Source organism: Rhodococcus sp. Leaf278, from assembly GCF_001426085.1.
Classification (GTDB): domain Bacteria; phylum Actinomycetota; class Actinomycetes; order Mycobacteriales; family Mycobacteriaceae; genus Rhodococcoides.
In genome coordinates, this window is sequence record NZ_LMRR01000016.1 from 1 (window position 1) to 20,866 (window position 20,866).

The following is a 20,866-nucleotide window of genomic DNA, read 5'->3' on the forward strand; positions in this document are numbered from 1 at the left end:
CCCACAGACATGTCGGCACCGTCGGCGATGTCCTCGATCCGCACCGACGCGAACGGACCGTTCGCGAGCAACTCCTCCGCTGCGTCGATCAACGTCGCACGCGTACGCATACGACGCCGCTCACCGCGCTGGGCGGCATCCGTAACCATGTTTGAAGTATGATTCATAAAATGAACGAATGTCAACGATGAGTAGACTGTGGCCGGAGGGGATCGACAAAATGCACATCCACACAGTTGTAGTGATCGGTAGTGGGTTCGGAGGCCAATGTGCGGCGAAGGCGCTGCTGGCTCGGGGGATCGACGACCTCGTCATTCTCGAGCGAAGGCCCTTTCTCGGCGGCACGTGGAAGCAAAACCGATACCCGGGCGCGGCCGTCGACGTTCAGAGTCCGCTGTACTCGATCGCGTCCGAACCGTTCGAGTGGTCGCGCATGTTCGCCGAGCGTGAGGAGCTCGAGCGTTACACCCAGCACGTCCTCGAATCCAACGGCCTACCGCAGCGCACGCACGCCGATACCGATGTGCAGAAGATCCAGTGGGTCGGCGATCACTGGCTGATCACCACCTCCCGAGGAAACTACGCTGCCCAGTTCGTCGTGAACGCGTCCGGCCCGCTCAGCACGCCGGTCGTTCCGCCGTTTCCCGGGCGAGATTCATTCCGTGGCAAACAGTTTCACACCAACGATTGGGACACCGAGTACGACCACTCAGGTAAACGGGTAGCTATCGTCGGCAGTGGGGCCAGCGCGGCCCAGATCGTTCCCACGATTCAACCCGACGTGGAGACGTTGCATGTCTTCCAGCGCACCCCGCACTGGGTGATGCCGCGCCACGATTACGAGTTCACGCCATTGCAGCGCAAACTCATGATGATCGAACCGATCCGCCGCCTCGTTCGTGCAGGCCTCTACTGGAGCCTCGAGACGCGAATTCTCGCATTCAAGTATTGGCCGGCGGCGCTGAAGGCCGTCGGGCAGCGAAGCGCTGTCAAGCACCTCGCGGCGCAGGTTCCCGATGCCGATCTTCGGGCAAAGCTGACCCCGGACTACATCCTCGGGTGTAAGCGCATAATCGTGTCCAACAAGCTGTATCCCGCTCTGGCGCAACCGAACGTCACATTGCACGACAAGGGCGACGGCATCTCGGAAATCACCGAAACCGGAATCCTCACGACCTCGGGCGAGCGCGTCGACGTCGACCTTCTGGTGTGGTCGACCGGATACGACGCCACCGACGGGGTCATTTCCTACCCCGTCATCGGTCGCGACGGCACGGTTCTGTCGGACGTGTGGTCACCGTATCCGCGTGCATACCTGGGTACGACGATTCCGAAATTCCCGAACCTGTTCGTCGTCACGGGGCCGAACACCGGAATCGGGCACACGTCGGCCATCTTCCTCATCGAGGCGCAGATGGAATACATATGGCGCGCAGTCGAGTCCGTACGCAGCGTCGGGGCATCGGCGATCGAGGTCACCGAATCTGCCGAACGGGTCTACACGGACAAGATCCACCACGAGATGGAGGGTACGGTCTGGAAGATCGGCGGCTGCAACAGTTGGTACCAGTCCAAGTCCGGTCACGTCGTCGCCATGTTCCCCGGCTTCAGCTTCACGTTCCGCCGGTGGGCCAAGCGTTTCAAGCCCCAGGATCATCAACTTCACCATTCGTCGACCGAGGCGATCACGAAGGACGAGATATCGGCGTGAAAGATTTCTCGGGCCGGGTCGCGCTGATTACCGGAGCGGCAGGCGGTATCGGTTCCGCCGTGGCGACCGCACTGCATCGACGCGGTGCGTTGATCGTTCTGGTCGATCTCGAGTCGTCCGATGTGGATTCGATCGCGCGCGGTCTGGGAGTAAATCGCGTCGTCGTTGCCCATGCCGACGTCACTCGACGGGAACAGTTGGGTGCTGCGGTCGACGCGGCGATCTTCACCTTCGGGCGGCTCGACGTCGCGTTCGCCAATGCCGGATCTACAGTGGTTCAACGGCGTCGACCGTCCAATCGGCGGCTGACGGGATTTTCGAGAAGGTGATCGGCGTCAACGTGGTCGGCGTGTGGAACACCGTTCGAGCTGCGTTGCCGCAATCGTCGAATCGGGTGGCTACGTGTTGTCGACGTCTTCTACCTATGCCTACCTCAACGGACTCGCCAATGCTCCGTATGCGGCTTCGAAGGCCGCTGTCGAGCAGCTCGGTCGGGCTCTGCGGCTCGAATTCTCGGGCACGGGCGCGACCGCTGGTGGTCACTATCCCGGATGGGTGACGACGCCCATCGTGAAGGTCGACTTCGGCGGTGACGAGATCGCGACCGCGCTTGTCGTCAAAGGGTTTCCGGCATTGTTGCGTCGCCCGATCTCGCCGAGCACGTTGGCCCGCGGTGTCGTGCTGGGGATCGAACGACGCGTACCTCGTATTCAGTTGCCCGAGCGCTGGATCCCGATGTCGGTGTTGCGTGGCGTGATCAACCCGATCTACGACGCAATCCTGGAGCTTGACATGCAAGTACATGCTTTGACGGCGCAGCTGGACGCCTGTACGCCGTGACGGAGATCGCGAGCCCGGGTCGGGCCTACGGCGGCGAGAGTGCAGCCGACCGTGACGACCGACGGCGCAGGCAGCTGCTCGATGCCGGACTGTGGGTGTTCGGCAGTGTCGGTTACCGCGCGGCCACGGTCCGCGGACTGTGCCGAGAGGCCAAGGTGGCAGATCGGCACTTCTATCGGCCTTTCGACAAGACCGTGGACCTACTGCTCGCCGTGTATCAGGAATGTATTGCACGCCTGAACGATTCGATACTCGGGGCCGATGCCGGAGGCGCACCGAACAGTGATGTACACGCCGTGGCCAGGCAGGTCCTCGGGCCGTTCTTCCACCAGATCGAGGATTCGCACCTGGCCAGGGTCTGGTGGCTGGAAGTGCTCGGGGTCAGCCCGCGCGTCGAACAGACTTATCTTTCGGTGATGCAGCAGTTCGGTGCGCTCCTGCTCGGCTACCTGACCACGTTCGCAGGTCCGATTCCACCGAGGTCGGACCTCGATGTCGACCTACTCGCCACCGCGGCAGTCGGGGGCATCAGCCATACGGCCCTGACCTGGTACCTCAGTGACTATGCCACACAACGACATATCGTCGTCGGTACCTTCTCGACGATGTTGGGCAACATCGTCGAACCGCTGCAGAGCCAGGGCTGATCACCAGCGGGGGGCAGGTGTACTGGAAGCTCGGCTCGATGCTCTGCATGTACCCGGTGTCGTCGCGGTCGCGAATACTGCAGTCGAGGCACTGCCGATGCAGCGCCGCGAGCGCATCCTGGTCGATCTCGATACCCAGACCGGGCCCGGTGGGAACGGCCACCGCGCCGTCGACGAAGTTCAACGCTCTCGGCACGACGTCCTCGTGCTTCCACGGCGAGTGCGTATCGCAGGCATAGGTATGGTTCGGTGTTGCCGCGGCGAGGTGAACCATCGCGGCCAGGCTGATGCCGAGGTGGCTGTTCGAGTGCATCGACAGTCCGAGCTCGAAAATGTCACAGATTCCGGCGAACAACCGTGAGCGCTGCAGGCCACCCCAGTAGTGGTGATCCGACAACACCACCTGCACCGAGTCCTTCGCCACTGCAGGCTTCAGGTGATCGAAGGCCACGACGCACATGGTGGTCGCCAGTCGCATCTTCGCCGCGCGCGCGACCTCGGCCATTCCGTCGAGTCCGGGTGTCGGGTCTTCGAGGTATTACTGTCGTTGAATCTCGACGTCGCCTCGGTCACCAAGGTCGCGTCCATGCTCGAGCGCGCCACCGACAAGACGGCATCTACATCACCGGCAGCGGTCGAACAATAAACCACACGCTTTACACGCGACCCTTCCGAATTCCGTTCCACGCCGGCACCGCTGACTGTTGTCAACGACACGCCAACAAAGAGGTATACCGATGACCACCACGAACCCCACCACCCGGACGTCAACGATTGAACCTGTCGGTGCCGAACTCGTCCGAATGCTCTCGGCCCTCTTCGCGCCCTGTGTACGCCCTGTCGGGCAAGACGTGCCGTCGAGCAGGACTGCAGCTCAACGCTTCTCGCGCAGCACGGCCTCGATGTTGCGCTCGGCGAGTGCACTGATCGTCAGCGACGGGTTCGCGAGGCCGGTACTTCCCGGAACCAGTGCTCCGTCGACGACATACAGTCCCGAGTAGCCGTGCACCCTTCCCCAGTTGTCCGTCGCCTTACCCAGTACGGCACCGCCCAGTGGATGAGCGGTGAACGTGGCGTTGACGTCGGCCACCCGCAGCGGTGGATAGCCGGTCCCGATACCTGATCGCTCGGCAATCTTGCTGTGAACGGCGCGAAGGGACTCTTCGACGTACTGGTTCCCTCGCTCGGGCCAGGCAAGGCCTACCGAGTCGGTTGCTTTGTCGTAGAGGAAGTTTCCGCGTGTGGGGTCGAGTACCATTCCGAGAGAACCGATGAGTGCCAGATCGATGGGGTTGCCCGGTACGAACCAATTCGTCAAGCTGAGCGGGGTATCAGACTCATCGATGATGCGGGACGCCGACGGTGAGCCCTGAATGCCACCGATACCCTCGGGGCTCATTCCGCGGACCAATGCAGCGTCGCCGTTGTTACCCCAGCCCTGTCCTATGTGCTCGTTGAGCTGCGGCAACAGGCCCGTTTCTCGAGACTTCACCAGAAGCTGCGACGTGCCCATCGATCCGGCTCCGAGGAACAGGCGGTCGCAGGTGACGGTCCGTTGCGAGATTACCGACGCGGTCGGGTCCAGGATGGACACGGTCAGGGCGTATCGCCCGTTCGTCTCCTGAGTCACGGAAGTGACCTCGTGGCGCGGGTGTATGGCGCACCGACCGGTCGCTTCCGCAGCCGCCAGATAGTTCTGTGTCAGGTCGAATTTGGCGCCGTTGGAGTTTCCGAGGTTGGATTCGCCCATGATTGCCGACGGTCGCGACCGTCCCGCGAGTTCGGCGCGCACGATGTCCCAGTTCCAGATCCCGTCGACGGGGGACGGCGTGTATCCAGCGCGGCGGACCTGCGCATCCCAGATGCGCGAATGTGTGAACGGTGCAGAGGCATAGATGTCGGCCGGCATGGGGGAGAGGCGGAGTTCGCGTCGTACACGTGGGTAGTAGATCGACGTCAATTCGTCGTACGAGACGGTGGAGCCGAAGACCGCGTCGAAGTATCGGCGCTCCGGCGCAATCATGACTCCTGTGAACACAAGCGAACCGCCGCCTACCGCGGCGGCGCGCCACACGCTGAGAGTTCCGTGATCGGTCACCTCGAAGATGCCGCCGAACGAGTCTGTGGGAACCATCGGAAGTCCCGTGAGTGGCACCACACCTCCACGCCGCCAGAAAGCGCGCCCGTCGGGAGCGAAGTCGTTGGCGAAGATTTGGCGGAATGGGTCACGGGGCCAACGAGAACCGCGTTCGAGCACGGTGACGGACACACCAGCCTCGGCGAGTCGTCGGGAAGTGATCGCTGCTCCGAAACCGGATCCGACGACGATGGCTTCGCTGTGGTCTGGTGCGGGTTCGACCGGCGCGTAGATTTCCGGCACGAACTGTCGGTAAGCCGGATCCAGTAGAGGTGCTGCGGAGGCTGCGCGGTGTGCGCCGCCACCGAGCAAAGTCGCAGCAGCCACAGTTCCAGTTGCACGCACGAAAGTACGACGATTGAAGTTCACGTGTCACCCTTAACCCGACAATCGAAGTCGAACGCGGGAGCGACGACAGGTTTCAGCATGGGTTACCGGTAGGTAGGAATCTAGAATTCCCATCATTTTGCGGGCATGGTCACCATCGAGAATGTATGTGGTGTGCGTCATGGGCGATGGCGGACCGCTTCGGACTCCGGCGAATGCTCGTGCGAGATTTCGAGACGACAACAGTCCTGTGACTTCGACCGCCCAGGGGTCAGGAGCGCGTGCTTTCTCCCAAAGGACCAACTACTCGGAATCGTGCTCGAACGACTCACGGGCGATCTATTGACGGGTGTGAAAGACACCTTCTGGTCGGTGGACGACCCGGAAGATGCTTTGTTGGGCATCATCCGGCTGCAGATCGACGCTGCGATAAAGACTCGTGAGTACTTCGGCGGGCACGGCTTGCAGACCGACGTGAGCAAGCGGTGGCAGGAATGGAGCCGCGACTGCGAGGCGCTATGGACCACTGCGGTGACCCGCGCGATGGAAGCGGAGTACTCGTGTGGTCCGACCTACGCGTCACTACGCGCCTGCTGTTGGGAATGGCGATTTGGGTGTCGCGTTGGTATCGCCCGAGCGAGGGGTTCACCGCCGAGGAGCTCGCGGATGCCGCCATTCAGTTGATTTAGTCGCACCTGCCGAAGAATTGACCGTCGTGCCGGTTCGGTAGACTCAATTGGTCTGACTCACACCCGTGGATCGAGCCCGTACTGATCCGGGACGCCGAGGTTTTCGCGCAGCGTGGCACCTTCGTAGTCATCGTGGTAGATGCCGCGCTGCTGCAAGATGGGGACGACCTCGTCGACAAAGGTGTCTATCCCGTCCTCGTAGATGTCGATTGCTACCCAGAACCCGTCGGCTGCGCCTACCTCGAACCATTTCTGGAGGTGGTCTGCCGTCACCGACGCCGGTCCGATCGGCGTGGGGTGGTAGTCGATGACGCCGTGGGCGAGGATTTCACGGATCGTCCAGCCTTCCCGTGCGACCTCGAGGGCTCGGGCCGACCGCGGATCGCCCGGGTTTGCGCGGGCGGCGGCGAGTTGGGCCGGCGTGAGTGGCTGATCGATATGGTCGGCGGTCAGCGAGAGTCCGAGCATGGCACCGAGATACGGGACGCGGCCGGGAAACGACTGTTCGCCGAGTGCGAGGCGGCGGTCGAGCGCGGCACGCTTGGTCGGGGCGATTGCGGGCATCACTCCGGCGAAGAACTTCACTTCGTCGGGATCGCGGCCTGCCCGTTCTGCTGCGGCGCGGACCGCGTTTCGTTGAGCCCGCGCGTCTTCGATGGTGAACACTGCCCCGATGACCGCGCTGGCGTAGCGGCCGGCAATTTCGAGTCCGTACTCGCCGCCGCCGGCGGAGACGATGACCGGCTGGCCTTGTTCGGACGGTGGTATGGCAAGGGGTCCCGTCGAGGCGACGTACTTGCCGGCGAGATTGATCGGCTGGATCTTGTCCGAGTCGACGAATCGGGGGGTCTCGGTGTCCTTGATCCACGCATCCCGCTGCCAGCTGCCCCACAGTGCTTGGGTGATCTGAATCGTTTCGTGAGCGCGTTGATAGCGTTCGGGCCGCGGGGCGATCTGTTTGCCGAAGTTCGCTGCCGCGGCCGGATCGCTGGTGGTCACCGCATTCCAGCCGGCTCGCCCATGGCTCATCACATCGAGCGCCTTGAAGGTGCGAGCGATGTTGAAGGGCTCGTTGAAGGTTGTCGATCCGGTGGCGATCAGGCCGATCCGTTCGGTCTCTCGGGCGATCGCCGCGAGTGTCAGCATCGGTTCGAGTGTCAGCATCGGTGCCTCGTGATCGTGGCCCTCCCCGATCTGTGCCAAGAAGTCGGGCAGAAACAGGAATGCCACTTTGCCGCGCTCGGCGGCCTGGGCGTAACGAACCAATGCGTCGAAGTTCGTGTAGTTCGACGGGTCGACACCGGGCGCTCGCCACGCCGTCGGCTGTGTCCCGTACCCGTTGCCGAGTTGCATTCCAAGGATCATTTTTCGGTCGGTCATGTCGTTCCTTCGTGATAGCGCCAACGCGCGACGAACGGCGTTGTCGGCTGGTGCAACGGTCTGATGAGCGCGGCTCGGTTATTCGGAGGCGCTCTCCATCTATTTAACCGGAGATGCTTTCCACTTGCAATCCGGGTAGCATTTCGGCAGCGGAGAAGGCTTCCGCTCGACTGGGATGGGAGGACTGACAGTGGCTGAATCTGCACCGGTGGCGCGCAAGCTCAGAGCAGACGCGTCGAGAAATCGTGCTCGCATCCTTGAGATCGCCGAGTCGGTGTTCGCGCGAGAAGGCGTCGAGGGCTCGATGGACGCTATCGCCAAGGAAGCGGGTGTCGGCCCCGGCACTCTCTACCGTCACTTTCCGACGCGAGATGCGTTGCTGGCCGAACTGCTGAGCACACGGGACCACGCGCTCCGGGCGAGCCTCGATGCAATCGAGGCGCAGGGGGGCGATTCAGCGGAAGCGCTGGAAGGGTGGTTGGCAGCGGTGAGTGAGTGGGCTTCGGCCTTCGAGGGGCTTCCCGAACCTCTGCGAGAGGCGTTGAAAGAGGAGACGTCGCCGCTCGCGCTGACGTGTGGTGGGCTGATCGACACGACCGAATCGTTTCTTGCCTCGGCGCAGCGTGATGGCCTCGCGCGAGAAGATGTCGGCGGACGTGAACTTTTTCTGTCGGTGCTGGCGTCCGTGTGGATCAGTAGCGCAAGGTTGGCCGATTCGTCGTCGGCACCAGCACTCCGGTCCCTGATCAAGTCGGGTTGGGCGGCCGAACACGCGCGATAGCGGTCGTGTTCGGCCGCCAGGGCATGTCCACAGACAGGCTCGACTACACGTTGCTCGACTCGGCAACGCCTGCGCGCATACCCGACCGGACGTGTCGATCACGCCTGTGGTTCAGGTATTCACCCAGTCGAAGGTGTCGCCGACAGGTACGCGTCTTGTGCGGAACCCGTTGGCTGGGTGTTCAGTGTCGGGGTATCCGAAAGATATGCCGCACAAAACCATCCGGTCCTCGGGTAGTTGGAAGTAGTCTCGAATGAACTTCGAGTGTGCTGCCAGTGCGGCTTGAGGTATCGCGCCGAGTCCGACGCTCTGTGCGGCGAGCAGAAACGTTTGAACGTACAGGCCGCAGTCGACTGCACCGTAAATCCCGAGCTCGGAATTCGTCGTCACAATTGCCGTATGCGGCGCACCGAAGAACTCGAAGTTTCGCGCAGCTTGCGCGGCCGACGCGTGTCGATCACCCTTCGCAACGCCCACGCTGTCATAAAGCTGCAGTCCACATTCTCGTCGCCGGTCTCGATAGGTACCGGAATACCCTTCAGGAAAGCGAAAATCCGGCGTGATCGTCGCCGTGGAGGCGTGCTCCACCAACGCTTCGCGAAATCGGGTTGTTCCGGCACCTTCTGTCACCAGCAACTGCCACGGCTGGGTGTTGCACCAGGACGGCGACAGCCGTGCCAAGGCGAGGACCTGTTCGATCGTCCGGCGCGGAACTGGGTCCTCCAGGTACCCACGGCAACTCCACCGGCCCTGCAATATCCTGGTGAGGGCATCGAACTCCGATGATTGCGTGGAATTCACTGCAGCCTCCTTCTTCATCAGCGCAATCTGGGCTACCGAGCGGATCGTCGAGCAGTTCGGCTCACCGCAAGGCCTGACTCGTGCAGGTCGATGACCGTAGCGTCGGCAACGCTACGGTTCAGCGTGTGCTTGGTAACTCTTCCGCTGGCGTTCCGAGGTAGCGAAGCGATGATCTCGATGAATCGCGGAGTTGCGTAGTACGGCAGTTCGATGTTGACGAACTCGGCGAACTCTTCGATCTCGAAGGAGGCATCGTCGTGTACGACTATGTCCGCCTTGATGCAATCGTCGACCTCTGTATCGATGCGGACTCCGAACACTGCGACCTCCCGGACTGCCGGATGTTTCGCAATGGCCTGCTCCACCTGGAATGCGGAGACGTTCTCTCCCCTTCTTCGCATGGAATCGTTTGCGCGCCCAGCGAACTGCAGGTTGCCGGTGACGTCGTACCTTGCCAGGTCTCCGGTTCGGTGCCATAGGTCGCGCCACGCCTCGAGGGTCGCCTCAGGCTGCCGCCAGTATCCACCGAACATCACTCCGGACCGGTTGGGCCGCACTATCATCTCGCCGACCTCCCCCTGCGACACGTCGTTTCCGGCGTCGTCGACCAGTCTGAGTTCGACGTGATCGAGGGGCCTGCCCATCGAATTGCGATCTGCAGGAGGAAAATCCGGTTGAACCATTGCTACCGGGTTGAACTCCGTCTGTCCGTATCCGCCGCCGATGACGCGGACCCCGAACCTGTTCTCGAACTCTTCCTTCGCCTCATGCGGTGCGGCTCCGCTCCAGAAGAATCGGAGAGGATGGTTCTTGTCATCGTCGCGTGGTGGCTGCCCTAGAAGGGCGAGCGTGGTGAATCCGAGCCCGTGGAACGCGGTCACGTCGAATTCACGTACACGGTCCCAAAATTTGGAGGCACTGAAGCGGGGTACCACCAGTACGGCCGCTCCGGCGTTGAGTCCGGTTGTCAGAACGTGTATTCCGCTGACGTGGTACAGCGGTGCCGAGGACATGTACACGTCGTCGGCGCGTAGCCCGGACCACGGCCCGAAAACCTCGCCCTGATGCAACAGGTACCGCTGACTCAGAAGGCATCCTTTGGGTAAGCCAGTGGTGCCGGACGTGTAGACGATCTGAGCCGGGTCGTTCGGGCCGGCGACGTCGAGCTCACGCAAGGGAGGACCCGAGTTCAACGAGTCCCACAAAACTACGTCGAACGGAAGGCCATCGGTGGAAACAGGCTCCGTATCATCGAGCACCACAACGGTTCTCAGGTCTGGCAGGTCGAGCTCGAGCGCGACGATCATGGCCAGACCGTCGGCGTCGACCACCACTACGCTCGGCGCGGAATCGACCAGTTGGTGACGGAGCGAGTCGCCCTTCAAGTATTCGTTCAGAACTACGTTGATCGCCCCGACTCGGTACCCGGCGAGTACGTTCAGGAGCACTTCGTGTCGATACGCGCTGAGGTAGACGATCCGTTCGCCCGCGGACACGCCGATTCGGCGGAGGCCTGTGGCCAGCACCGCGGTCGCCGTGTCGAGGCCGTCATAGGTGAATGTGCTGTCGTCGATCCGAACAGCGATGTGGCCCAACCGCTCACGCCCCCACGTGTCGAGAGCGTGCGCGAAGTTGGCGAACCGCTGGGGGCGGCGGGTGGCGACCTCATCGGTCCGGGCCGCAAGATCAGGATTGCTCACGAGGTCCGTACTCCTGGTTCAGTCGAGGCGGTGAAGTGGGTGTGTGTCCGAGCACTCATGAGATTGCGTCGAGACCGGCCATCGAGCCGTCTTCGCGCCATTGCTTCAGAAGGTCGAAGAACTTGAGAGGTCCGTCTCCGTACCCGCCGGAGAACAGACCGTTGGCGTCACCCGGCTTACCTTCGTTGTTGAAGTAGCCGGGGGTGCATTCCTCGTAGAACGCCTGGTTGGATTTCGACGAACGAATGATCTCGTCTCGCCACTGCTTCTCGGCCAGAGGAGACGCCTCCAGCGGTCCCAGACCGGCCTGCTTCTGCGCCGAGTAGATGTAGGCGATGTGCTTCGACTGCTCGCTGACCGTGTGCATGTAGTTGACCGATGTGCCGGTCTGAATCCGGCCCATGAAGTAGCAGTTCGGGAAGCCGGCGGAATGCAAACCGTGGAAGGTGCTGAAGCCGTCCTGCCATTTCTCGCTGAGCCGGACACCGTCGCGGCCGACCACGTCGTACCCGTTCCTGCTGGTGTACTGAGTTCCGACCTCGAAACCCGTGGCGAAGATGAGGCAATCGAGTTCGATGGTCCGTCCGTCGGCCACGACGGCACCCTTCTCCATTCGCTCTATGCCTTGTCCATGTGTGTCTACGAGGCTGACATTGGGTCGATTGAACGTGTCGAGGTACTCGTCGTGGAATCCGGGGCGCTTGCACAGCAACCGGTACCAGGGCTTGAGCGAGTCCGCGGTGCGGCGGTCCGTGACGGTCTCGTCGATTCGATCTCGAATCTCGTCCATTTTCTTGAAGTCGAGCAGCTCGAGAATTTCTTCTTTTTCGGCCGAAGTCAGCCGTCGGCCGAGCTTTTCTGCGACCGGGCGCACTGCTCGACCTGTCAAGCGTTCGTAGATCGATGTCCAGCCGTCCGCGACCAGGTCCGTCGAGACCTTGTTGCCGCTGACGATAGTGATGAAGTTTTCCATTCGCTGTTGCTGCCACCCGGGCTCCAGCGAGTCCGCCCATTCCGGATCGGTCGGACGATTCGCGCGTACATCGACCGTGGATGGTGTCCGCTGGATGACGAAGAGCTCCTTGGCGGATTCGGCGAGCTTGGGAACGGCTTGGAGCGAGGTCGCTCCGGTCCCGACGATGCCGACCTTCTTGTCGGCAAGGCCGCTCATCGACCCCGTTTCGTCGCCACCGGTGTAGTCGAAGTCCCACCGGCTGGTGTGGAAGACCCGTCCCTCGAAATTCTCGATCCCCGGGATTCGCGGAAACTTCGGCTTACTCAGCGGTCCGCTGGCGATGACGATGCTCGTCGCAGAGAAATCATCGCCTCGGTTGGTCCGCACGTGCCATACCTCGCGCGCGGAATCCCATTCGACTCCCTCCACTCGCGTGTGGAAGGACGCCTTCTCGTACAGCTTGAAGTGAGTGCCGATTCGTTTTGCATGAGCCCGGATCTCCGGGCCCTTTGCGTACTTCAAAGTCGGGATGTAGCCGACCTCGTCGAGAAGCGGAAGGTAGATATACGATTCGATGTCGCACATGGCCCCGGGGTACCGATTCCAGTACCAGGCACCGCCGAAATCTCCACCCTCATCGAGGATTCGGATGTCTGTACAACCTTGCTCCCGCAATCGGGCGCCGGCCAGTAGGCCGCCGAATCCACCGCCGATCACGAGGACTTCGACATTCTCGATGATCGGCTCGCGAGGTTCCACCTCCATGAACGGATCGTCGGCGAAGCCGTCGTACTTGTCGACCGCACCTTGGTATTGCGCCACTCCGTCGACTCTGATGCGCTTGTCGCGTTCACGACGATAGATTTCTCGGTATTCGTCCGGAGACATGCGGAGGTCCGCGACGATGGCAGCTCGGATCTCCTCGAAGTCCGATGTCGTCGGTTCTGCGGTTGTCGAATGCGTGCTCGTCATGTTTCGCTTTCCTCTGGTCGAGTTTCGTATCGCCCGTCGAGTTCACGGCCCGCTTGCGTCCGACCTTGCGCACCGACACGGGGGCCGGTCGGGATCGGTTCGAGAAGTGGGGCCGGAGGTAGGAGCAGTCGAGGCTCAGGGTGAATCGAAGTCAAGGTAGTGCCTTGACTATCTAAACAATGTTTAGTTGACTGCTACTCGTACCGTACGGGCAAGCCCAAGGCCCGTCAACCCCCAAGGTCGCTGAGCGTGAATCGTGTTGTGCCAATCGGTAAGTAGGCATCGCACGGCAGTCTCGGTGCTTCGACTTTTGGTCGATGTAGACGAACGGCGAGGAAATAGCAATGAATTCGACTGACCAGACACCAGGCCCACTGGACGGGTTGCGGGTCTTGGAATTGGCTGGCATCGGACCCGTTCCCTTCGCCGGAATGTTGCTGGCAGACATGGGGGCGGACGTCATCCGCCTCGATCGTGTCGGTCGAGGAGCGCACCCGGCGGATGTCGACGAGCTGCGGCATACGAGTATCAACCTCCGCGGAAAGCGTTCTCTCAGCGTCGATGTCACCAAGCCCGATGGCCGCGACATCGTTCTTCGGATGATCGAGACCTGCGACGTCGTACTCGAAGGCATGCGACCCGGAGTGGCCGAGCGGTTGGGACTCGGTCCTGACGACTGCATGTCGCTGCGGCCCGAGCTCGTCTACGGTCGGATGACGGGGTGGGGACAAACTGGGCCGTATGCGCAGGTACCAGGCCACGACATCAACTACCTCGCGTTGTCCGGTGTGCTCGAGGGCATCGGACGTCCGGATTCCCCCCCGACACCGCCCCTCGCGCTGGTCGGCGATTTCGGTGGCGGTGCCATGTTCTTGCTCTTCGGCGTGATGGCGGCTCTGCACGAGGTGGCACGGTCCGGGTCGGGCCAGGTTGTCGATGCGGCCATGACCGAGGGGGCCGCGTTGCTGAACACGATGAACTACAGCATGACTGCCGCGGGAGCCGGCACCATGAAGAGGGGGGAGCATTTCTTGTCGGGGGCGGCTCCACATTACGACGCATACCGATGCTCGGACGGGCACTGGATCACTGTCGCTGCGAACGAACCGCAGTTCTACCGCGAGCTGCGTGACGCCCTCGGGCTCGACGGTGAAGCGTGGGAAGATCAGCACGATCGGTCCCTATGGACCTGGCGCAAGACGCAACTCGGGACGATTTTCGCACGTGCGACCCGCGACGAGTGGTGCGCGCGGCTGGAGGGGCGCGATATCTGTTTCTCGCCGGTGCTCGACATGTTCGAAGCGGAGAATCACCCACAGAGCCTGGATCGGAAGAGCTTCCTCAGGCGCGATGGCGTGCTTCAGCCGGCACCGGCACCGCACCTGAGCCGAACGCCGGGACGCGTCAGCACCAGTCCTCCGCGAATCGGCCAACACACATCGGAGCTTCTCACCGATCTCGGCGTGAGCGTAGATCTTCAGCGACAGTGGGAATCCGAAGGCGTGATCGGATCGCGCGTCGTCGAGCGCTAAGACGCTTCCTCGGCTGCTGACTGCTCGCCCGACGTCGGTTCCTTGGCTGCCAGTGCCTCGAAACCGGCAATCAGGGCTCGAACCGTCAGATCCAACGACTCTTCTGCCGTCCATGTGTCCGCTTCGATCGCACGGCGAAGAGCCGGGTATTCGTCGGGAACGTCACCGTATTTGCTGTTGTCCCAGTCCGGCCCGATGAGCGCCGATGCGAGTCCCAGCATCTCTCCGGCTCGCATGATCGCGAGCTGCAGTTTTTCCGGGACCCCGCCGGCCGCCATCGACGACAGCGAGTGTTCGAACTTCGCGTACGAATAGCCTTGCCACAGTCGAGAAGCGAGAATCGGTGCGGCACGGGGGTGTTCGAGCAGCGTTCGCCGGTACTGATGAGTGCCGGCGACGAACGTGTTCTGCCAGCCGTCCTGTTGTTTCGGGATCCGTTGCTTGCGAAGCAGGTGCATGGTCAGCTCCGCAAGAATCTCTTCTTTGTTCGCGAAGTGGTGGTAGAGCGAGGCTGCAGTGACGTCGAGCGCCTTGGCGATCTTCCTCAGATTCAGGCCCTCGGGGCCGTCCTCGTCGACGATCACCAGTGCGGCTTCTACGATCGATGCTCGGGTGATCAACGAGGACTTGGGGCGCCCCAGTCCGCGTTGCCCACTGCCTGTGTCCTTCTGCATCGCGCTCCTCGTCAGTCACCGGGGTCCGGTCGTTGGGCGAACACTGTCAGTCGTCGCTTTCAGTATCCCTCGACAAGCTCCGACGGGTGACTCGCTACCCCGCGAAGCCTTCGGTCACGAGGTGAAGTCCGGGGTGACGACAACGTTGATCGCGTTCTCCCCGGCGACCTCACCCTTGAGAACGTCGAGGGCGTTTCCGAGTCGATCGAACCCGAACACATGGGTGCGAAGCTTCGACATAACTCCTGGATTGGATGCGACGAGATCGAGCGCAAGGCGATACGAGCGGTCGGTACTGCCGGGTACGGCTTTGAGAGTTCCTCGCTTGTAAAGGAATTGGTCGATCGGGAACCCGTCCAACGTCCGGAGCTTGACTCCGATCACCATGATCGTTCCTCCCCGTCGCAGTGCAGCCACCGAGTCGTTGATCGGTGAAACCGCGTGGGGTGTGGTGTCGAGGATGACGTCGAAACCCTCTCCGTCGGACAGTTCCAGACTGCGCGCAACGAAGTCTTCCGTCTCGACGTCGATGACTGCGTCGGCCCCCAGTTCCAGTGCGACGTCCAGTTTGAACCGATCCTTGGTGAGGCCCGTGACGACAACTTTGCCCGCACCCGCCTGACGGGCAGCCAGCACAGCGCCCAAACCGCGTTGGCCAGGCCCGAGCACGAGAAGTCTGTCGCCGACTCGAAGGCCGCCCTGGGCGATCGCCCATTCGAAGCCGCCTGCGATGGGCTGCCACAAGGTTGCGTCGAGCGCGTCGACGGAAGGCGGGACCTTGTACAGAATTCCGTTTCGCGGAACGAACGCGTGCGTCGAGTATCCGCCCCACAAACTCGGTGAGACCGACGTGGGCACCATTCCATAGCGCAACCGTTCGACATGGCCAGTGCAGCCGGAGAGGTCGCCGATCAAACAGGAACGGCAGATGCCGCATGAGACGAACGGATTCACGCACACCCGATCGCCGACCTCGAGGCCCTGGCGGTTGATGGACTTCGGTCCCATATCCTGTATGACACCGGCGATTTCGTGGCCGAGGATCCGCGGGCGATCATCCCAGTCTCGGTCCAACCCCTCGTAGGCCTCGACGTCGGATGCGCAGAGCCCGTTCGCTTCGACACGGACGAGGACGTCACCTTCGCCGAGCGTGGGGAGGGTGAACTCCTCGAACTCGAATTTTCCCGGCCCGTGTTGAACGAGAGCGGTCGCTCTTTCCATCTGCAGTCACCTTTCGTCGAGTAAACCTTGCCGAGAGGTCGTCTCTCGCGGGTCGTGCGCAGGTCGTGCGCAGGTCGTTCTCGGAGAGGGCGAGGTGTCGTCACTGCGTTAACCAAACAAGGTTTAGTTAGGTATATCCCACACTCGCTGAAGCGGTCAACCATGCTCGTGCTGCTACTCACCTCGGATCTCGAGTGTGACCTACGTCTAGCTTTCAGATCACTATTCGACTACTATGTCGAGTAAGCGCAAGACGGTGGACCGGGTCGATCCATGCCGTCCACGCTGGCTCTATCAACCGCGCAGGTTCGCGTCGGAGTTCAGCAGTAACCGATACTTAGGGAGAGTTTGATGGGTTTCACAATCGGAGTCGACGTCGGCGGAACATTCACCGATATCGTCCTGAGCGACGGTGAGCGGACCTGGCGCGACAAGGCGCCGACGGACCCGCTCGAGTTCGGACGTGGTGTGTTGAACGCGTGCCAGAACGTCGCCGCGCAGGCTGGGTCGACCAGTGACGAGCTCTTGCCGCAGGTCGAGCGTTTCGGCTTGGGTACCACGGCCGTCACCAACGTTCTGACGGTGCGAAAAGGGATGCGCGTCGGCCTCCTGACGACCTCGGGTTTCGAGGACGTCATCTCGTCCGCGCGAAGCCGGCGGGTGTCGGTCGACGGTTGGTTGGAAGTGCCCTGGCAGCCGGTGGATCGCTCGTGCATCAGGGGTGTGTCCGAGCGTGTCGGTCGTGGCGGTGTTGTGGTGGAAGATCTCGACGAATCGCAGGCCATCGCCGCACTGGACGAACTGGTGCGGGATCAGCAGGTCGAGTCGATCGCCGTGTCGTTGTTGTGGTCCTTCGCCAACTCCGTACACGAAGATCGTGTCACAGCGATTGCGCGAGAACGGTATCCGCACATCCCAGTGTTCTCGGGCGCTGAACTTCACCCGTCCATCCGAGAGTACGAGCGAACCATGGTTGCGGTCCTGAACGCATTCAGTGGCAACGCGCTCGATGGAATCGACGATCTGGCAAAGACTTTGGCGGACAAGGGTCTCCGTTCGCCGATGCTACTGCTGCAAGCGAACGGTGGCACGACCACCTTGGACGAGGCACGTCGTTCGCCCTTCAGCCTGAACTCCTCCGGGCCGTCCGCCGGCGTCGTCGCCGCTGGGGAGTTCGCTGCGTCGGCCGGATTCACGAACGCACTGTGCGGCGACGCAGGCGGCACGAGCTTCGATGTGGCACTCGTCCGAGACGGACTTCCGCAGCGAACGCAGCGGGGAAAACTGCACGGCGTGATCACCGCGCAGTCCACGGTCGACGTCGAATCGATCGGCGCAGCGGGAGGATCCATTGCGTGGGTCGACGATCGCGGGCTGCTCAGAGTCGGACCGGATTCCGCCCGCGCCATGCCGGGGCCGGCGTGCTATGGGCGCGGCGGCACCAAGCCGACATTGACCGATGCAATGGTGGTCCTGGGATACATAGATCCCGCATCGTTCCTCCGCGGCAGTATGCCTCTCGACGCGGACGCGGCCCTGAAGGCGTGTTCCACCGTCGGTGAGCAGCTCGGTCTGAGCGGTGAGGAGGTCGCGCTCGGAATTCACGCAATCGCAGTCGAGCAGATGGGCAAGGCCGCGAGGCTCCTGGCGACGTCGAGTGGTCTCGAGCCCAAGTCGCTCGCATTCCTCGGCTACGGAGGGTCCGGTCCGCTGTTCTCGGGTGATCTTGCTCGAATTGCCGGAGTACCAACGGTTCTGGTGCCTCTTCCGGCGTCTGTGCTCTCCGCTTTCGGTGCCGCGTGCGCAGAGGTGCGACGAGAGCGTCTCACCTCGGTGAACCAGTTGATCGACGCGGTGGACACCGAGTCCCTCTCCGCCAAGATGAAGAGCCTCGGTCAGGCCGTGTACGACGACGTCGAACGTAACGGAGTGCCCGAGAGCAAACGGCGGGTCGAGTTCGAGGCGGACATTCGCTTTCACCAGCAGTCGTTCGAGTTGACGATTCCGATCGGCGACGGGGCATTCGATGCGAGCGAGGTGAAGAAGCACTTCATCGAGCAGTACTCCCAGCGATACGGCACCAGCGCAATCACTCTCGGGACTCCCGTCGAGGTCGCCGCTGTCCGTGCCATCGGAATTGGAAGCCTGCCGAGAGCGGCGATTCAGGTCGACCCCGATAGTGTTTCCGAGACGGCCGTGCCCGACGGAACCCGGCAGATCCTTCTCGACGAGAACGGTCGCCGCGCAGTCGACGTCTACATTGCAGCAAATCTGCGTCCAGGACACACGTTCGCCGGCCCAGCCATCGTGGACCAGGGAGACACCACCATCGTGGTCCCCGACGGCTACCGGGCAATGCGCGACTCTCGCCACACTTTGAAGATGGAGGCAATCTGATGACTACCCTGCAAGAAAACCCCGCCGCGACTATGAACGTCATTGCGGTCGAAGTTCTACGCCACCGTCTCGAAGCTCTTGTCGCAGAGGCATCGCGGGTGATCGAGCGGACGGCGATCAGTCCGATCGTCGTAGAGAACGGCGACTACTGCACTGCAATTCTCGATGGGGTCGGCGATCTCATCATCGGTGGCGGCAAGATCACCATGCAGTTCAACGAGTCCACCAACGCGGTCAAGACTGTTCTTTCGGTACACGCCGATATTGCCGAGGGCGATATCTTCCTGTCGAACGATCCGCATGGCGGCGGCGGACTGCACCCGCAGGACGTGTTCGTACTGCGGCCCGTTTTTGTGCACGGCGAACTCGTCGCATGGGTCGTGAACTCCGCGCACCTCATGGATCTCGGAGGCATGGTGCCGGGGTCCTTCGCCCCCAACGCCACCGAGTGCTACCAGGAGGCGCTGCGGTTTCCGCCGGTCCGGTTGTTCCGTGGCGGCGTGGAGCAGCGCGACATCTGGGCCATCTTCCTCAACAACGTGAGGGTGTCCCATCTGGTCGAGATGGATTTGCGTGCACTCGTGGCCGGCATCAACGTCGGGCACGATCGGCTCGCGGGACTGGTGGAAGAAACCGGCGTCGAACGATTCCGATTCGCGATCGCAGACCTCAATCGTCGTGCACTCGAGGCTATTCGGGGCCGTATCGCCGAGCTCGCGGACGGTACGTACCGCTACACGACGTACGCGGAGTGGAGGGGAACCTTTCACAAGATTCCGTGTGCGATGACGATCGACGGATCGTCGATGGTTTTCGATTTCGAAGGGGCCGCGCCACAGGTTGCAAGCTTCCTCAATTCCAAGGACCACGTGGTCAAGAGCATGCTGAGTATGTACTTGGCTCTCTACCTGGTGGGGGATCTGCCGCACAATCAAGGCTATCTCGATGCGTTCGAGGTGAAGTGCACGGAAGGCTCCATCCTCAATGCACTTCCGCCCGCGCCGGTCGGTGCTGCTCACCTTCTCGCGTCGATGGATGCAGTCAGCGCAGCTCTGCGGTGCTTGGTCGCCGCCGCTTCCTCAGCACCGGGTTCCTACGTCAGCCGATTCTTGTCTGCAATTCCGCCGCACTCGGGAAAGTTCCTGCTGACGTGGTCGGGTCCCGGTCATGCGGGTGAGCCGTTGGCGTGGCTGATGCAGGATTCCTCGGCTGCAGGCTCGTCTGCAGGTGCGGACCGTGACGGAACCGACTTCTACTGCGAGATCGTGGGAAAGCAGAACACGATCGAACCGGCGGACGTCGAGACGACCGAGTCGTGGTACCCACTCCGAATCAACTTCCGCCGTAGAGGAACCCGAATGGCACACGGCGCGTATCGCGGCGGTGCCGGGGTGGAACTGGGCTTCCAATCGACGAGCGAGCAGTCGCTGTTCGGCACGAGCATCGGGCAGCACGATCTGCTGTCCACCGCAGGCTCGGCCGGAGGAATGGATGGAACGACGTCTCGGATGGCCATCCAGCGCAACGATGGAACCCGCACAGCGCTGAAGTTGACCGACCAGGGATTCGAGTTGAAGCCGGGCGACGAATTTCTGTGCTGGGCGGGAAGCGGTGCGGCATGGGGCGATCCGATCGACCGCGATGCGTCGCTCGTGGAGGCAGACATCGAGTTGGGGTACATCTCGCCCGAAGATGCGGCCGAAATCTACGGCGTAGTTCGTGGTGACGAAAATGCAACGCGGGAACGTCGGACGGAGATCGGGCAGACTCGGCTTGCTCGGGGTCGGGCGGCGCTAGTGCCCATGGAGCAGACGGACGTTCCGAGCGAACGAGGATTGCCTATCGGTCCGAACGTCGATCAGCGGGGGGATGTTGCGGTTGCCAGTGCATCCGGATCGGTTCTGGCGCAGGCCCCCCGTCCGTGGACAGACGGTTGTCCCGTTCTGGTCGAGGTCAACGAGGGTGCGACCGAGCGTCGGGCGTACCTCGACCCGATCACAGGTCACTTTCTGCATGTCGAGGTCGTGCCGATCGGCGAAGGCATCTCGTTCGAGTACCTGCCGACGAGTTGGGTGGAAGCTGCACGCCAGTAGACCGGCGTC

Annotated in this window: 16 protein-coding genes and 1 pseudogene; 9 read left to right on the top strand and 8 right to left on the bottom strand. The window is 62.2% G+C overall.

Going from position 1 to position 20,866, the window contains the following annotated elements; genetic code table 11:
• The first annotated feature begins 178 nt into the window (after positions 1 to 178).
• Genes ASG84_RS15845 through ASG84_RS15855 form a run of 4 tightly spaced genes read left to right on the top strand, consistent with a single transcriptional unit; the run spans position 179 to position 3,198 of the window.
• A complete protein-coding gene (locus ASG84_RS15845) occupies positions 179 to 1,711 on the top strand; it encodes a flavin-containing monooxygenase (RefSeq protein ID WP_235581687.1) in 1,533 nt (510 codons plus the stop codon).
• On the top strand, positions 1,708 to 2,040 hold the full coding sequence (locus ASG84_RS28540; protein WP_162248347.1) for an SDR family NAD(P)-dependent oxidoreductase: 333 nt from the start codon (positions 1,708 to 1,710) through the stop codon (positions 2,038 to 2,040). The genes ASG84_RS15845 and ASG84_RS28540 overlap by 4 nt, the downstream gene beginning before the upstream one ends.
• Positions 2,041 to 2,062: 22 nt before the next feature.
• On the top strand, positions 2,063 to 2,551 hold the full coding sequence (locus tag ASG84_RS28545) for an SDR family NAD(P)-dependent oxidoreductase (RefSeq protein WP_082521025.1): 489 nt from the start codon (positions 2,063 to 2,065) through the stop codon (positions 2,549 to 2,551).
• Entirely contained in the window at positions 2,548 to 3,198 is a 651-nt protein-coding gene (locus ASG84_RS15855) for a TetR/AcrR family transcriptional regulator (RefSeq protein ID WP_057478012.1), read from the top strand. Before ASG84_RS28545 ends, ASG84_RS15855 begins: the two co-directional genes overlap by 4 nt.
• A 10-nt stretch (positions 3,199 to 3,208) precedes the next feature.
• Here ASG84_RS15855 and ASG84_RS27010 read toward each other — a convergent pair.
• Both ASG84_RS27010 and ASG84_RS15870 read right to left on the bottom strand, forming a co-directional pair.
• Positions 3,209 to 3,736 (bottom strand): annotated as a pseudogene (locus ASG84_RS27010) (enolase C-terminal domain-like protein); the annotation flags it as partial.
• A gap of 336 nt (positions 3,737 to 4,072) precedes the next feature.
• Positions 4,073 to 5,662 carry a GMC oxidoreductase gene (locus tag ASG84_RS15870; RefSeq protein ID WP_235581688.1) on the bottom strand — a complete coding sequence of 530 codons (1,590 nt, stop codon included), beginning with the start codon at positions 5,660 to 5,662 and terminating at the stop codon, positions 4,073 to 4,075.
• Between the two features lie 494 nt (positions 5,663 to 6,156).
• Here ASG84_RS15870 and ASG84_RS27490 point away from each other — a divergent pair, with 494 nt between their 5' ends.
• Positions 6,157 to 6,351: a hypothetical protein gene (locus ASG84_RS27490; protein ID WP_156399552.1), complete on the top strand. Its 195-nt coding sequence runs from the start codon at positions 6,157 to 6,159 to the stop codon at positions 6,349 to 6,351.
• 57 nt (positions 6,352 to 6,408) lie between these two features.
• Here the strand turns inward: ASG84_RS27490 and ASG84_RS15880 are convergent, their stop codons facing one another.
• Complete coding sequence (locus tag ASG84_RS15880) at positions 6,409 to 7,731, bottom strand: NtaA/DmoA family FMN-dependent monooxygenase (RefSeq protein ID WP_057478017.1); 1,323 nt, start codon at positions 7,729 to 7,731, stop codon at positions 6,409 to 6,411.
• Positions 7,732 to 7,921: 190 nt separating this feature from the next.
• Here ASG84_RS15880 and ASG84_RS15885 point away from each other — a divergent pair, with 190 nt between their 5' ends.
• A complete protein-coding gene (locus ASG84_RS15885; protein ID WP_235581689.1) occupies positions 7,922 to 8,512 on the top strand; it encodes a TetR/AcrR family transcriptional regulator in 591 nt (196 codons plus the stop codon).
• A gap of 111 nt (positions 8,513 to 8,623) precedes the next feature.
• Here ASG84_RS15885 and ASG84_RS15890 read toward each other — a convergent pair whose 3' ends face one another.
• The 3 genes from ASG84_RS15890 to ASG84_RS15900 are packed head-to-tail and all read right to left on the bottom strand — an operon-like array spanning position 8,624 to position 12,940.
• Positions 8,624 to 9,331, bottom strand: coding sequence for a nitroreductase (locus ASG84_RS15890; protein ID WP_082521027.1), 708 nt, complete (start codon positions 9,329 to 9,331; stop codon positions 8,624 to 8,626).
• 14 nt (positions 9,332 to 9,345) lie between these two features.
• Positions 9,346 to 11,013 (bottom strand): AMP-binding protein, encoded by a 1,668-nt coding sequence (locus ASG84_RS15895; protein WP_057478019.1) that lies wholly within the window; start codon positions 11,011 to 11,013, stop codon positions 9,346 to 9,348.
• 55 nt (positions 11,014 to 11,068) lie between these two features.
• A complete protein-coding gene (locus tag ASG84_RS15900) occupies positions 11,069 to 12,940 on the bottom strand; it encodes a flavin-containing monooxygenase (protein ID WP_082521028.1) in 1,872 nt (623 codons plus the stop codon).
• 344 nt (positions 12,941 to 13,284) lie between these two features.
• On the opposite strand from ASG84_RS15900, the gene ASG84_RS15905 reads away from it, so the two are divergent.
• Positions 13,285 to 14,472 (top strand): CaiB/BaiF CoA transferase family protein, encoded by a 1,188-nt coding sequence (locus ASG84_RS15905; protein WP_057478020.1) that lies wholly within the window; start codon positions 13,285 to 13,287, stop codon positions 14,470 to 14,472.
• On the opposite strand, the gene ASG84_RS15910 is transcribed toward ASG84_RS15905, so the two are convergent.
• Positions 14,469 to 15,146, bottom strand: coding sequence for a TetR/AcrR family transcriptional regulator (locus ASG84_RS15910; protein WP_057478021.1), 678 nt, complete (start codon positions 15,144 to 15,146; stop codon positions 14,469 to 14,471). The genes ASG84_RS15905 and ASG84_RS15910 overlap by 4 nt on opposite strands.
• A gap of 114 nt (positions 15,147 to 15,260) precedes the next feature.
• Positions 15,261 to 16,367 carry a zinc-dependent alcohol dehydrogenase gene (locus ASG84_RS15915; RefSeq protein ID WP_057478022.1) on the bottom strand — a complete coding sequence of 369 codons (1,107 nt, stop codon included), beginning with the start codon at positions 16,365 to 16,367 and terminating at the stop codon, positions 15,261 to 15,263.
• Between the two features lie 351 nt (positions 16,368 to 16,718).
• On the opposite strand from ASG84_RS15915, the gene ASG84_RS15920 reads away from it, so the two are divergent.
• Both ASG84_RS15920 and ASG84_RS15925 read left to right on the top strand, forming a co-directional pair.
• Positions 16,719 to 18,764, top strand: a complete 2,046-nt coding sequence (locus ASG84_RS15920; RefSeq protein WP_057478023.1) for a hydantoinase/oxoprolinase family protein — start codon at positions 16,719 to 16,721, stop codon at positions 18,762 to 18,764.
• Complete coding sequence (locus ASG84_RS15925) at positions 18,764 to 20,857, top strand: hydantoinase B/oxoprolinase family protein (RefSeq protein ID WP_057478024.1); 2,094 nt, start codon at positions 18,764 to 18,766, stop codon at positions 20,855 to 20,857. Before ASG84_RS15920 ends, ASG84_RS15925 begins: the two co-directional genes overlap by 1 nt.
• Positions 20,858 to 20,866: the final 9 nt, after the last annotated feature.

Bases quoted from the DNA above. Each gene is read 5' to 3' on its own strand.
- ASG84_RS15845 (WP_235581687.1), top strand. From the start codon at position 179: ATGTCAACGATGAGTAGACTGTGGCCGGAGGGGATCGACAAAATGCAC.
- ASG84_RS27490 (WP_156399552.1), top strand. From the start codon at position 6,157: ATGGAGCCGCGACTGCGAGGCGCTATGGACCACTGCGGTGACCCGCGC.
- ASG84_RS15880 (WP_057478017.1), bottom strand. From the start codon at position 7,731: ATGACCGACCGAAAAATGATCCTTGGAATGCAACTCGGCAACGGGTAC.
- ASG84_RS15890 (WP_082521027.1), bottom strand. From the start codon at position 9,331: ATGAAGAAGGAGGCTGCAGTGAATTCCACGCAATCATCGGAGTTCGAT.
- ASG84_RS15900 (WP_082521028.1), bottom strand. From the start codon at position 12,940: ATGACGAGCACGCATTCGACAACCGCAGAACCGACGACATCGGACTTC.
- ASG84_RS15905 (WP_057478020.1), top strand. From the start codon at position 13,285: ATGAATTCGACTGACCAGACACCAGGCCCACTGGACGGGTTGCGGGTC.
- ASG84_RS15910 (WP_057478021.1), bottom strand. From the start codon at position 15,146: ATGCAGAAGGACACAGGCAGTGGGCAACGCGGACTGGGGCGCCCCAAG.
- ASG84_RS15915 (WP_057478022.1), bottom strand. From the start codon at position 16,367: ATGGAAAGAGCGACCGCTCTCGTTCAACACGGGCCGGGAAAATTCGAG.
- ASG84_RS15920 (WP_057478023.1), top strand. From the start codon at position 16,719: ATGGGTTTCACAATCGGAGTCGACGTCGGCGGAACATTCACCGATATC.
- ASG84_RS15925 (WP_057478024.1), top strand. From the start codon at position 18,764: ATGACTACCCTGCAAGAAAACCCCGCCGCGACTATGAACGTCATTGCG.